Source organism: Nitrosopumilus zosterae, from assembly GCF_025998175.1.
Taxonomy (GTDB): Archaea; Thermoproteota; Nitrososphaeria; order Nitrososphaerales; family Nitrosopumilaceae; genus Nitrosopumilus; species Nitrosopumilus zosterae.
Genome location: NZ_AP026695.1, coordinates 386,660 through 400,658, shown reverse-complemented (window position 1 = coordinate 400,658; position 13,999 = coordinate 386,660). Strand labels below are relative to the sequence as shown.

At 36.2% G+C, this 13,999-nt stretch carries 12 protein-coding genes and 1 tRNA gene; 3 read left to right on the top strand and 10 right to left on the bottom strand.

Translation table 11 applies throughout. The annotated features are described in order from the left end of the window. Entirely contained in the window at window positions 1-1,527 is a 1,527-nt protein-coding gene (locus OO712_RS02400) for a hypothetical protein (RefSeq protein ID WP_264953837.1), read from the bottom strand. Window positions 1,528-1,738: 211 nt separating this feature from the next. Here OO712_RS02400 and OO712_RS02395 point away from each other — a divergent pair. Then, a tRNA-Met gene (locus OO712_RS02395) sits at window positions 1,739-1,853 on the top strand. A gap of 383 nt (window positions 1,854-2,236) precedes the next feature. Here OO712_RS02395 and OO712_RS02390 read toward each other — a convergent pair. The 4 genes from OO712_RS02390 to OO712_RS02375 all read right to left on the bottom strand — a co-directional run bounded on the left by OO712_RS02390 (window position 2,237) and on the right by OO712_RS02375 (window position 3,870). Beyond that, window positions 2,237-2,599, bottom strand: a complete 363-nt coding sequence (locus OO712_RS02390; protein ID WP_109876812.1) for a hypothetical protein — start codon at window positions 2,597-2,599, stop codon at window positions 2,237-2,239. 264 nt (window positions 2,600-2,863) lie between these two features. Further along, window positions 2,864-3,433 carry a hypothetical protein gene (locus OO712_RS02385; RefSeq protein WP_146195990.1) on the bottom strand — a complete coding sequence of 190 codons (570 nt, stop codon included), beginning with the start codon at window positions 3,431-3,433 and terminating at the stop codon, window positions 2,864-2,866. A 28-nt stretch (window positions 3,434-3,461) separates the two neighbouring features. Further along, a complete protein-coding gene (locus tag OO712_RS02380) occupies window positions 3,462-3,623 on the bottom strand; it encodes a hypothetical protein (RefSeq protein WP_160049208.1) in 162 nt (53 codons plus the stop codon). 73 nt (window positions 3,624-3,696) lie between these two features. Further along, window positions 3,697-3,870, bottom strand: a complete 174-nt coding sequence (locus OO712_RS02375) for a hypothetical protein (RefSeq protein ID WP_160049209.1) — start codon at window positions 3,868-3,870, stop codon at window positions 3,697-3,699. Between the two features lie 325 nt (window positions 3,871-4,195). Between OO712_RS02375 and OO712_RS02370 the strand changes: the two genes are divergently transcribed. Further along, the gene (locus OO712_RS02370; protein WP_109876814.1) at window positions 4,196-5,230 is read left to right on the top strand and encodes a hypothetical protein; all 1,035 of its coding nucleotides are present in this window, start codon (window positions 4,196-4,198) and stop codon (window positions 5,228-5,230) included. Between the two features lie 49 nt (window positions 5,231-5,279). Here the strand turns inward: OO712_RS02370 and OO712_RS02365 are convergent, their stop codons facing one another. The 4 genes from OO712_RS02365 to OO712_RS02350 form a co-directional block, all read right to left on the bottom strand. Continuing rightward, entirely contained in the window at window positions 5,280-5,606 is a 327-nt protein-coding gene (locus tag OO712_RS02365; protein ID WP_109876815.1) for a hypothetical protein, read from the bottom strand. Beyond that, entirely contained in the window at window positions 5,603-6,445 is an 843-nt protein-coding gene (locus tag OO712_RS02360) for a DUF4362 domain-containing protein (RefSeq protein WP_109876816.1), read from the bottom strand. Before OO712_RS02360 ends, OO712_RS02365 begins: the two co-directional genes overlap by 4 nt. After that, window positions 6,442-7,329: a WING-49 domain-containing protein gene (locus tag OO712_RS02355; protein WP_146195991.1), complete on the bottom strand. Its 888-nt coding sequence runs from the start codon at window positions 7,327-7,329 to the stop codon at window positions 6,442-6,444. Before OO712_RS02355 ends, OO712_RS02360 begins: the two co-directional genes overlap by 4 nt. A 278-nt stretch (window positions 7,330-7,607) precedes the next feature. Then, complete coding sequence (locus OO712_RS02350; RefSeq protein ID WP_109876818.1) at window positions 7,608-8,078, bottom strand: VOC family protein; 471 nt, start codon at window positions 8,076-8,078, stop codon at window positions 7,608-7,610. Window positions 8,079-8,182: 104 nt separating this feature from the next. On the opposite strand from OO712_RS02350, the gene OO712_RS02345 reads away from it, so the two are divergent. Next, window positions 8,183-8,698 (top strand): DM13 domain-containing protein, encoded by a 516-nt coding sequence (locus OO712_RS02345; RefSeq protein ID WP_109876819.1) that lies wholly within the window; start codon window positions 8,183-8,185, stop codon window positions 8,696-8,698. A 212-nt stretch (window positions 8,699-8,910) separates the two neighbouring features. On the opposite strand, the gene OO712_RS02340 is transcribed toward OO712_RS02345, so the two are convergent. Next, window positions 8,911-13,992, bottom strand: coding sequence for a hypothetical protein (locus OO712_RS02340; RefSeq protein WP_200829069.1), 5,082 nt, complete (start codon window positions 13,990-13,992; stop codon window positions 8,911-8,913). Window positions 13,993-13,999 lie beyond the last annotated feature (7 nt).

The window sequence follows — 13,999 nt, the reverse complement described above, 5'->3', positions numbered from 1 at the left end:
TTATCTAAAGTTAGAACCCCAAGTATCTCTTTGTTTTTCTTTCCAATTTAACGAAGACTCTGTCTTTGCATGTGGAGCATCAAATAGCGCATCATATTTTGGATCAAATGGTTCATACCCATGGCATTCAAAATAGAATTCATCAGTTAAAGCAAATCCTTTGTAAAAGCTCTCCTCTCCATCGTGTTCTGTTCTTACCATATAATCGACAATACGACATTTTGTATAATCAAAGCCCCGAACAACATCATCGCCATATACTAGAACAAGATTTACATCAAACAATTCTACTTGGGAAGAGACACCAGTTGATTTTGATCCAGACTCCCTAGTACGATCAACTACATCATATAGCAATGGAGTGACACCAGGAACCCCCACAAGTGTAAATGTTGGATTTGCCCTTGCAATCAGATTGCCTTGGTAGAACTCGGGAAAATCTACAACTTCAGTGCCACTGTTAAAATCAAAAGTGGCAATTATGTGGGGACCATTTCCCATGTTATAGGAATTTGTCGTGTGAGTATTACTCATCTGAGAATACCGAGATTCTTTGGCATCATGCAAGTTATCAAAAGCAGGATTAACTGGAGTCAAACCAGAACAAGCAACATCAAGAATTTCAGCAGTAGCAAATCCTCGTTTTCCAGTATAGCCTTCCTCCTTATCTCTCAGAGTCAATATGTCATATCCACTTACTATGCAATCTTTAAAATCAAGACCTCGCAGTATTTCTTGAGAATTTGTAAATTCTACAGACACATCAAAATCTTCATTAAACACAGATGCCATACCGGAAACCTTTCGAGATTTATCAATTGCATCATCTATCAAAGGATGAGGTAGGACAGCAGTAATTATCTGAAAGCTAGGACCACTATCATTGGCCTCATTGAATCCCGAAGTCAAGGTAAAAATCACAGACTCTATTTTTTCAGAGCCATGATCGAATTCAAATGTAAGAAAAGTACGAACGTCTTCTGCAAGTGTAAAAGGCAACGAGCCATAATCAACAAAACTACGCGACATAGAATTCAAATCAGATTTATCAGAAGATAAATTAATTCCAACCCCACTACATCTAAATTGTATATTATTTACAATTGCAAATCCAGTATCAGGTGCTAAATAGGATTCATAGTCATCTGTAAGAGTAGATAGACCATATCCAGAAATTTCACAGTTGTTATACTTGAATGATTTTAGAATAATTTCATTTTGAACTACGTTAACATCAACATCAAAGTATCTATAATTATATTCAAAACTATTACCTCCAGTTAAAGTAGACATTCTATAGAGATATGCTTCATCTAATGCCTTGTGCAAGTAGGGGTTATTTCCCACAACACCTTCAACTTCAAAACTAGTTCCAACGTTAGATACAATATCCGAAGTGGTGGAAAAAACAGGAAAATTCACAGTTTCAATGCCATCTCTGAAATGAAAAGTTACTTCATTGCGTATTCCAGCTACAAAATCATATTCTTCAGCATGGACTGGATTTGATACTTCTTGAGAGATCATTACAATAAAGGATAATGCAATAATTAATGTTAAAATAGAAAAGTTTTGAAAACTTTTTCTCATCATTAATGCAACATCAAAAATCAAGATAAGCTGTAGGAATGCATTGCAATGCACCGCATGGAGAAATTATATTTTTGAGGGAGTCATGTGACAAACTCAAAGATCTTGTAGAATCATTTAATTTCCCAAATTTTTAGGCATATAGTATGCCGGGGTAGCTCAGCCTGGTTAGAGTGCCAGTTCGCTTGGTAATCTCTAACGGTTCTCCAACTAAGGCAATACTCATAATCTGGAGGTCGCGAGTTCGAAACTCGCCCCCGGCACACACAAATTAGTTTAATACTCCCCCGCGACCTAATGTAAGGTCATTGAGTACCACGCATGCTTCAAAGAAGAGAATCAATATTCAACTCCCATCATGAGAATTACTGGCATACAACTATAACACCACAATCGGGTTCAACTTCACGAGACTCATATACCATTTTGGGGTTAAAAATAGACGCAAATTTGGGATTGTTAATGCCATGACATTAGCACAGAGTCAAATTTTAAGGCTAGAATTACATTATTTCAGATTTTTGTACAAAAATCATTTTTTCATTTAATCTAAACTTCATATGGTTGCATCATTTTATCATTCATAATTTACCCTACCAATACATTTACCGCAATTTTTGCAATGTTGTTTTCGTATCACAAATGTTTATTTTTTTACTACAGTATCTATCATTTGTATAGAAATACTGGATGTATGTTTTGCATTGACAGAAGCATCGTAGGTCTTGCAGGTATTTGCCAAGTGAATCTTGTCATATGTGATAAATTTAGAATTAGTATCAGTAGTAACTGCAAATGTTGGCGTGTTAACATGATTTTTTCCGATACATGCTTTAAAATTAACATAGTAAGAGTTGTCTGAAACTTTAGTTACGTATTGAATTTTTATCGAATGCACATTTGGGTTTTTTGGTGTTTCTCCAAATACAGATGTGGATAATATTGAAAAGGACAAAAGGGTGATTAATGACAGCCCAAGTATGTTATTTGCAAATTTTATTTTTTTCATTTCAGTTCATTGGTAAAACGTATCAGATGTTACTGCCATGATTCGAAGGTATCTCCAAAGGCATGTTATACATCAATACGTTTTAGCCAAATGTTGTATCAGAAAATATTATGTAATGATTGATAATTTGTTGTGGTATGCCATTAAGAGTTATTTCAAGATGATCAATGGGTTCAATTGTTAAGTGTGAATCCTGAAAACATTATCAAGATCATACCATCTGTTGTAATGACAGCAAAAAATAAAAAAATAAAAAATATACTACTAATTTCCTTTCAGGATGTATAGTAGTCTATGATATTCACTTCTAACATCTTTGAGTTGCATTCTAAGTTCGGATAGTTTTGATGTCAAGTCATTGATCTTGGCTATGTCATCTTTCTTCGTAGGAGTGTTTCCAGGTATGTTATCTAACAAACCTTGTAACTCTGCATTAGTTTTTGATATGTCTGATTTTATCTTGATTAGGTTCTTTTCAGCCTGATCAACCATTGTGTTAAGCTTTGATTTGTCTATTACCTTAATCTTGATATTTGCAGGATCAAATGCACTTAGCTGAGCTGCATTAGTAGTACATGTGCCCTTTGCAATAACCTTACTCAATTTGACATTTTTTACCTCTGCCAAAGAATTAATGATTACCTCAGGCGCTCTCATGTTTACTGTATCACTTGCACACACCTCAAATATCACAGAATGAATGTTCTCAACACTTGTTGGAACAATTGCCAATATTCTGGATGATGGTGATGAGGCTGCAAATGCATGACTTGGGCCAGCCAGCAACAGAGATGCTGTAAGAACTGCAACAAATACCGTTAGTTTTACTTTCATAATTTTATACTCACCTCCTCTTATTTGATTAAGCAAAATCTTCAAAATCATCTGCAACAAGACACGATAATCCCATAGATTCAGAATATTTCCCTTTGCTGATGGGAAGAGGGTTTTTGGCCTCACTTCCAACCACTGTAGGTAACAGGTTTGATTTTGGGACGCATTCACACGAAACTACAACTTGCATGATATACTATAAGATGAAAATTATTTGAGAATAGTCACTAGGTTGTGGCATGCCAAGAAAATAAAAAAGAGAATTATTCAGTAAGCACTACTGCGTAGCTTACCGTGAATGGTGTCTCATTCATTGAATGGATTGCCAATGCATTTCCAGAGAATACCCAAGAACCTGCAGATTTTTTCGGATCCACAAACACTAGTGCATAGTGAGTTTTTCCATCAGGAGTCCATGTAGGTTGTACTTTATCCATTCCTAGCTTTAGACAGAAGGTCACAGAACTGACAGAGAAAATCATCAAGCAGAGAGACGAGTTAAACCAAGCAAGACACCAGATTGTTACTCTGCAATACATGGTCAATGACAAGTAATCACAATACAGAAAATCTTTTGATTGTATTTTAGACTAGGCAATAGCCACAAGACAAATCAATGATGAATCCTTAGAGGCTTGAACCTTTTATGGTAAAAGAAAAAGATTCGATTCAACTTCATGTGGACTTCCACTATTTTGAGGATAAAAGTGGATGTAGAAAGGCATAAAGATCAGAAATTAATTCATAATAAAGTAATACCTGATGACAAAATTCATTGTTGCCATATTGATGATAACACTTCTCGGATCAATTTTGCAGACATGGGGAGGCAGTTGGGATATTACAAGTCACCAGTTAGGAGAGCCAGAGACGTTTTTCACACCGCCTCATGGAGTACTATATATCGGAGTTGGAATAGGGTTGATTGCAGCTATAATGTCAGTAGCTGTAATGCTCAAAAAAAGAGAGATTTTAAAAAAATCATTTTCATTGGGGTTAAAACTGATAATCATTGGATGTGTGTTTCAGATAATTGCAGGACCATCTGATTACTATTGGCACGAAATGTTTGGAACAGATGGATTACTTAGCCCAACTCATCTTACATTAATTACAGGAATTTTAATTCAATCAGTGGGAATAGTAATTGGATTAGCAAGATTAATTCACAAGAATTTTAGAGTTGTAAAGCCATCTCTGATTCTTGCATTTGGAGTGTTATGGTTTATCACAATTGGGTTTATCTTTCAATTTACATTACCGATTTCAACTGGAGATACGATAGATTTGGATCCTGACCCATATATTGCAGCTGTAATTGCTGCAAGCGCTCTACCATTTTTTAGCGTGCTTATTTTTTGGTCCTCAGCAAAAACAATTGGAAGGTTTGGTGGAGCGACTCTTGTAACAGTTGTTTTTATCATACTAAACATTACATCAAATATCATTCCTGCAGAATTTTTGTGGGGATTTTTGCCTTGGTTTGCATTGCCAGTAATTTTAGGCATAGTAAGTGATGCATTAATTTCAAGTAAAATTAAAATTAAAAGATTTGGAGAAGAACTCGCAGGTGCAATTATTGGTTCAATGTTTTTGGTTTTTAGTATGCCACTAATCGGAATGGCATATATTCAATTTCACATATTTAATGGAGTTTCAGGTTATGAGTTGCTTCCAGATTTTGCAGATACACTAGGAATGATTTTAGGAATAATGAGCATTCCAGGTGCAATAATGGGATGGGTTGCAGTCAAGTTTGCTAAAAGAAAAATAGCAATTCCAGCAGAATTAGCTTGACCATTTTGGGGTTAAAATGAGACGCAGACAGGCACAAAAAATCTAGTTTTCATTTTCCAAACCCCGAACCAAATCTATTTTTAGAATTGTAATACTCAAACATTGCTTCAGTTACTACATTTTCACATTCTACTCTAATCACATGATATCCATTCTCAAACATAAAAGGTCCACCACAGGTAAATGCAAACGTTTCAGTAACATTCACATCCGTCTTTAGTCCAGACGAATCTATCTTTCTGCCAGTTGGACTCAGAACAGTCAATGTGGCAGGAGAGTAAAACGCATGATTAAACCACACATGAATGCGAATCTCATCATCGTCACTATAGAATTGCTTGTCAATTGAAATTATAATTCTAGAGTCTGTTTTCATTTTCTAATTATAAATCCATATTCTCCTTCATCAAATTCATCTACACATGAAACCATGTGGAGATAGTTATCATCTAATTTAATTTCAGGACAAGAATATTTTGTAATTTCTTGTTTTCCAAATCTATCTTGTGTTGCATCATGAAATACGTCTATAGAGCAAGAATCAGATTTTATCATGGCAATGACTGTAATTGGATCACCTTCCACAGTAAAATGAGTATTCTCTATTTTTGCAGGAATACATTTGTCAAACGAAATAGCAAAACAATCAACACTGCCAAATCTGTACACATTGCAGTTTTTGCCCTGATAATTCATTATTTGAGAAATGTCGTGCAACGGAGTATCTGCTATCAGGCCACGAATTGTGCATATGTGAAGCCATTCAGAGTTTACTCGTTTGTTTTCAACAGTATCAGTGAGTGCAGGTTCCCAAAATTTTACGTGATTACAAAATTCTTTGTTAAAATATGGACCCGTTTCACCATAAGGCTGATCAAAAGTTACACGATTCTGGCATGTTTCATCAGGGAATCCTTTGCTAAACGGTTCCAGACATCCCCCTTGCTCTACATTGATTCGCTCACATATCACATTGTCAATGTAATAATGGCCGTTTGATGTTTTAGTAAATGGATAGTCACTGAACTGATCTTTGTTCAAACATTGTTCATTGATCATTAATGCCGTTTCTGAAACAGCCCCATCATATTCACCGATTTTAGAATATGGTCTTGGCAGACCAAATAATTCAGGATATGTGTACACAATCACCATAAGACTAGATACGACAAAAACAGTTATGCAAATAATTATCAAAAGTCTAGTTTTCGTCATTTATCAATTCCAAAAAAAGAACGCGCAATCTTGATTATCTCTTCTTGTGGAACATACCCTGTAATTATTATTGAGATGTCATCGTTGAGGTTAAACTGTGCTTCAGAGGGTGAGCCCAGAAACAAAATACCAAGATCTTCGTCAAAGGTTACGTTTCGTTCCTTTACAAAAATTGGTTCGTTGTCTTGTCGAGATATGTTTTGTGCATCTTGAGTTTTTGCCCAATATGCTGTTTGAGTTCTACCATCTGATGTAACGGGATAGTCAATATACGTTAGAAGAATACCATGATCCATCAAATAGAAGTCACCCCATGTTGTATTTTCTGTCAAGGGATTGGAAGAAATTTGAATGTTTAGTGCGTTCTCATTAGGATAATATTTGAAAAATTCATAGTTTTTTGGAATGTAACTTGGCAAATTAATTCTGAGACTAGTATTTTCATTTGCTTGTTGCATCGTTTCAACAGATTCTATATTGATGCATCGTTTTGGACAAAATGATTCATCAGTTATGGAATAGATTTGATTTTCAAGTTTTTTCCATAATTTTTCACTTGGAGACCAAGATTGTTTATCTGTTAATTTTTGAGCTGTTTTTGATTTTACACATGCTGGAGTATCATTGTATTTGATGATCAGATGCAAATTTGGTTTACATTGTATGTTGTTTAGGGATACTCCAGCAGATAATTGTTTAAGAGGTGCAGACGGAATTGGATAGATATCCTCTACATCATAAAGAAGACGGATATCAATTTCATGTTCTGTAAGATCTCTAAAGTCAGATGGAAGGGGCTGAAGTTCATCAGCATAAGCTAGATGATGATTAATTAAGCTAAAAGTACCCAGAATTCCAATAATTATCAAGAGCCTAGTTTTCATTTAATTACCAAATTTTATTCCACATTTTGGGCACACATTATAGTTATTTGGAAAATTTAGATTGCAATTATAACAAAACTTGTCATTTCGAGGTTTCTTTTTTCGTTCTTCGAGATAATAACGGAGTAAGATAACTCCAATAGTAATCACAGCTCCAATAATTGCATATAATATCACCATATTGTATGAAAATTAAGTACAGCCATTGAAAAGTGCTTCTGATGTTTTGTATCGAATCAATAAAGGCCTGAACTGTTATCGAGATACAAAATCAGATTTTAACAGGAGTTACCTTTAGAAAACATTTCTTTTGCAGCCTTTTCCATCTCTTCGGGAGAAACATCCTTGGTGTGTGTTGCAATTGCCCAGCGATGTCCATATGGATCTTGAATTTGACCATATCTATCACCCCAAAACATATCAGCAATAGGCATGATTGGTGTAGCTCCTGCATCAGTTGCCTGTTTGAAAAGTTTGTCTGCATCATCAGTGTAAATGTGAAGTGAAGTTGATGTTCCGCCAAGCGTATTGGGACCTACTGCCCCCATGTCTGGAAATTCATCGGCCATCATGACAAAAGAGTTGCCTATCTGAATCATTGCATGCATTATTCTTCCATCAGGCATCTTGCTTCGATAGATCTCTTGTGCTCCAAGTGCTTTTTTGTAAAAATCAAGTGCATTTGCACAGTCTTTGATTACAAGATGAGGAGTCACAGAGGAAAATCCTTTTGGACATGCATAAGTCATTAAATCAAGTTAGTTTTTGAATATATTAATAATTTCCCAAATTGATTTTGAATCTGGAGTTAATTTGGAAAAGACGCTTTATACTAAAATCATAAAATACATTCATGAATAAATCCATACCAATAATCATTGCAGTTGCAATTGTCGGAGGAATATCTGCATATGCTGTATCACCTTATTTTTTGGAATCAACAATTGATGAAGCATTACCAACTAATGTTGTTCTTCAGCCAAAAGATGAGACTATGATGGATGAGAATATGATGGATGAGAATATGATGGATGAGACTGTTCCAATGTCTTATGCAGGTATATTCATCGGTGTTGGTGATGGAATTCATGACGCACAAGGAGATGCTTATACAATTCCATTAGAAGACAAAAACAACATACTCAGACTAGAGAACTTTGAATCAACTAATGGTCCTGATTTGTATGTGTACTTGTCAACAGATGATAATGCATCAGACATTGTTAATCTAGGAAAACTCAAAGCAAACAAAGGAAATCAAAATTATGATATTCCTGAAGGAACTGATCTGCAAAAATACAACAAAGTTTTGATTTGGTGTAAGACCTTCAGTGTCTTGTTTGGAAGTGCTGGATTGTCTTTGAGATAATTGTAGGAAATTTTGGATTATAGACAAATAATCATTTTGCAAGTATTGGTTTGAATTCTTAGAGGCTTAACCATTTTTGTGTAACAAATGAGATGGGATCAAACTACAACACCGCAATTGGGTTCAACTCCACAGAAACTAGGGCACTATTTTGAGGTTAAAAATTAACGCATATACTCATGTTCATGCATAATTGTAAGAATTCTTACAAATTAAGAAACATCAATTGTGAATGAGGCTGTAGGGCTTAATGCAATTGGATTTGAAAGACTGTTCCAAACAAATACTGTTGCATTGTATTGGCCTGGACTTTGTGGAATCCAAGATACAGCGGGGGAGAAATTCTGATTTGTTTTAAGACTGCCTGTAATCCAAGACAATGAGATTACGGTATTGTTTGAATCTTGGATTTGTACAAGATATGTGAATGGTTGTTGTGCAATGTTGTTGTTTGCAATATCTGATGCTATCTGAATTTGCTGATCAACTTTTACTTGGTTAACAATATTACCAAACGAATCAACAATTCTAGCATTTCCTACAGGAACACGTTCTAGTGGAGCAACAACAGGGCCCACAATAGTACTAGCGGAAATTTTTAGCTCATCAGCAGTTGTATATGGTTTTGGCAAAGTGTTGTCCTCATATTTTGCAGTGACATAATCACCATCATTTACACGCAATCGGTGACCAGATGACTGATCATTGCTGGTAAACTTGACCTCTCCTTCAAATATTCCAGTTGCCTGACCTGTCTCGGTAACTGTTAGGTCAATGCCACCAAGATCAGAATCAGACCAAACATCAATTGAGAAGGTATTCACAAGTTCAGGATTTAGGTTCATGTCAGGATCGATTACACGGACAATACCATACCCATTTGCAGACGTTGCTTCTTGAACCCATTCAACTGTTCCTATATTCCAGCGAATTAGTGCAGAACCAAGAGTGGCATCCCTTTCAGTAAATTGGAATGAGACTGTAAGACCATCATCATTTTTTGATTCCAAGAATCCATTTGTTGGTCCTCCGTTACTTTTTGGTTCGGTTCTTGGTGATGTATCCTTACCATCAATATCACCAGTTCGTGGATCACCATCTGCATCATGTTTGAAACCTGTAAGGATGACTTCGCCTACAAATATTCCAGAATTAGTTCCAGTTTCTACAAGCTTATACTGAGATAGTTTGTTGGAACGTGTAGAAATTTTAATTTCATTGGTAGATTTGCTTCCTATCTCATCTATCTTATTTGCATCAAAGTTATGATCAGGAGCAATAATTGTGATGTAGACTTTTTCAGTCCAGGAATATACTTTTTTGTCCAATGTTATTTGGGATTGGAAGTTTGATGTGCTAAATTTCAGTTCTATTTTTTGATCATTTTTTCCAACAAAATCAGAACCAGGAGTTCCCCAATCAGTGTAGGTTATTTGGATTGTTTCTCCCCTATCAACAGGCTTGTTGTTGATTTCAGAGGGTATCTCAATTACAGTTTGGAAGATTCCAGTAGAATCACCTGTTTCACGTAATCCAACAGGCCTAGGATCAAATAGTTTGCCATTGTTTGTTGAAGCACCACCCAAATTACCCATAGTGACTCGAGCATTATCTGAATCCCATTCTAGCAGATCAAGGGAATATGTCTCTGCCTTCTTTGAATCAAAGTTCAAGTCAGGATCAATTAATGTAATTACTACATCACGTCCAATGATGTAAGATTGCTGGTCAGATTGCAAAGAACCCATTCTTAGATCAAATGCTGCTGAATCAGTTACAGTACGTGCAGAACCGGAAGCATCTGCAAGGTCCGTATATTCTACAGTTATGATATCTCCTTGTAGGATACAATAGTTTCCTGTAGATGGTACAGCATCAAATCTAGCTAGAACACCAGATTTTGTTGCATCTAGTTTTTTGAATCCAGAATCAATAGTTGCAGGACATTTTGTTGATGAAGGTCCATCACTATATCTTACAGGAATGTTAAATTGGAAAATTCCAGAGCTTGGAGAGGTTTCAGTAATAGGTCCAATCTCTCGTGTAATACCATTTTTTACATTCTTACCAACGGTAATTACTCCAGACTTTGCTTCTTCACCTCCAGCTGTTGCCAACACAAGAGTAGATGATCCTCGCGTAATCATTACTTTGACAGGTCCGTTTGTGGTACCTGAAATGTTTTTAGATATTTTATCCTCACCGTTTGGAGACATATTATAATCTGCGTCATGGATTTGTATTGTAAGAACTGTATCTTTTGGTCCTACTTGTTCACCAGAGTCTATTGCTTTGGGATCACCATTCTTTGTAATTGCAGTAAGATGATAAGGAAAGATTGAACGATTGTCAGGTCTTGTGGTGGTAGACTTTCCTGATTCATAAAAGTCTGAAACAGAACCAATAGGTACAGGATAGCTTGTTCTATCTAATTGAACCATACCGCTTGTAGCTCCAACAGTAGCACTAGAGGTAGTAACTGCTGCCTGACTAGATTGTCCTCTAAAGTCATAATAAACTGCACCAATATCTACACCAGCGGTTGTTTTGACGATACCTCCACTTGCCCTAGAACAGTATTGGGAAGGAATTTTGAAATTACCCGTAAACTCGCCTGTTTTTGCATCTGTCTCAACAAGAGTGAATCCAGTTGATGCTAATCCATCACTGCCAGAAATGGTAGAGCATGACTTGCCAGAATATGAAATGTTTGATTTGAGCCAACGCTCATCATCAAATGTAATTTCCAGTAATCGTCCAAATGGTTGATTATCTCTATATCCTAGATTTGGCAATCCAACAGTATCAGCTGCAGGATCGTTTGGATATTTCGTAGGATCAACTACAGTGTAAACATCAACAAGATCAGAGTTTGTGTTTAGGTCTTTGTCAATTAGCTGCACACCCACAGTATCACCAGGTTTGAAAGATTTTACAGAAAGTACAACAAGCCCCATGTGAGACAAAACTTCCTGTTGATCAGAAACGGTTGTGAAAACTCCATCAGTTCCCAGATCATTATAGTTTATTCTTGGGGATTCATTTCCTTTCATCTCATCAATCATAAGAAATATTGGCTCATCATCAATTGGGATTATAGACTCGTATGTTTTTGAATCAAATATGTTAAGCTGGTTTAACATGATATATTCTAGGCTACCTCTAAACTTTCCAGAGTCTTTTGCAAGTTCCTCCATCTCAACACGAACTATTTGATTTGCAATCCTGTCAGTTTTGGTCAAACCGTCATTTTTCAGACCATATGAGAAAAAGTCTGCAACAATAGGTTTTGTTTGTGTTCCAATATTTTGTATGTTTGGATATGTAAACATCAAGCCTATTTTTTCATTGCCCGAAAAGGAACTTGAAAACAAGTTTGAGTGAAGTATTTGCGGACTTGATACTTGACTTGTAGAATTAAGATTTATCAAATTCTGAGCAGATGTGTCTGTTGCAATTTTGATTGCAGTTATTCCAGAAGAAGGATTTCCCGAGGAGTCCAATATGGAAGATGAAGAAGTAACAAGCAGATAGATATCAACAGTACTAAAATCACCAATAGAACGTAGATCGTAATTGAACATGTTTAGTCCCTTAAAATTCTGTGCAGAATCAAAGGGGTTGTTAATTGAAGAACGTAGTTTTGTCAGATTGGTTTTAAGGTCTATCACAAGTGCATCAGAATCGGTGTTTGATGAAGGATCAATACGTGCCCTATCGCTGTGTTTTTCAACAACAACTGTGGAGCTAGAGCCCAATACAGTGCCAGATAATGTAAACTGTCCATTAGCAGTAGAAGTTAAAGTGTAACCATTCAGAAAGGAGGCAGTAGTTTTGGTATTAGAGTCAGTTCCGCTCTCACCAAGAGTGTACGGGTCTCCAGTAGATAATGCAGGAATTGCCTTGTATGAAGGATTAAACAAGTCAAGGTCTTCTTTTTCCAAATTGTTCTTATTTGCATCAGAGTCGATCAAAATAACAGGCATTTCTTCTCCAGAGTTCCATTCCGTTCCCTTTAGCTTTTCATCAAGAGATAGGGTTGCCTTTCCAAATCCAATCAACAAAGTAAGAGATTTTTTGTTATATTCTACAGATGCAGAGGTTCCTCTCTGGGCATCTTGCGTTGTTATTAATACAGAGTCATTGTTTGCATCATATGTATCAAAGATTCCGCTGTTTGGTGTTGTCTCAGTAATCGTAATTGGTTGTTTTCCTGCAGCAATTGAGCCACCATTTGTAGAAATCAGAGATATTGCCTTTTCACCATCACCATTAGTTTCAGAATCGTCATTGTCTCTGATTGTAATTACATTAGACTGACCCTGAACATTTGGATTTATTTTCAAAATTCCATTGTCTTTGAACATCATAGAGTTTAATGTTGGAGTTAGATTTACAGCTCCGGCAGTTCCATCTGCATCAATATTTCCAGACTCTTCATACAACATATAATATGTTGATGGACTCGATGCAACAGTTGCAAATGACCAAGAGTCCTCATCAGTAGGATCAATGTTCAAGTTAATATCAGTAATTTTCAAATTAACATCAGCTGATCTTGGATAAGATGATCTATCAAGTTCAAACTTGATAAATTTTTCAGCAGTATCAAATGTCAGTGTTGTCTGCTGAGGACCACCACCTCTGTTGTATTGAACTACAACATTACCGCCCTGTGAAAAATCATAAAGCTGAATAAATGGCCACAAGTCTTGTGATGCCAATCCAATCTGACCTAGTTTTACATTAGTGGTTCCAGGATTTACTGCCTTGGCCTGTCTAACTACATTGATTGAATTTTTTGTGAAAGGAGATGATAGAGCACAGTCCTGAGATATCGGATTAGGCGGATTTGAACCGTTTGCACCGCCTATTCCTGTTCCACTTACAGGAATGGCTACACCATCAGTCTCAGATACTGAAAATCCCAGAACTGATGAGTTTCGCACACATAAAGTACCAAAATCAAGCCCTTTGCCAGTCAAACCAACAGTACTATCTGCAATTTGTGCCTGCCTTCTATCAGCAAAGTAACCATACCAGTTTCCGTCAGTTGCCTGAACCATTCGCAAGTCCTTGCCATTTACAGTAACGTCTGGCTCTCCAACACTTTTTCCAGTATCAGCAATATTGTTGTCACGTATTACAACCTCAATTACCTGAGGTCCTGAAAATCTGTTTTGAGAAACTGAATTTGATGCAGACACAATTAGATTAGAAGGGGTTTGAGCTTCTGAAAAATCAAATCCGATTACTGTAATGCCACTAGATAATGCAATGAAAATAACAATCAGAGAATAA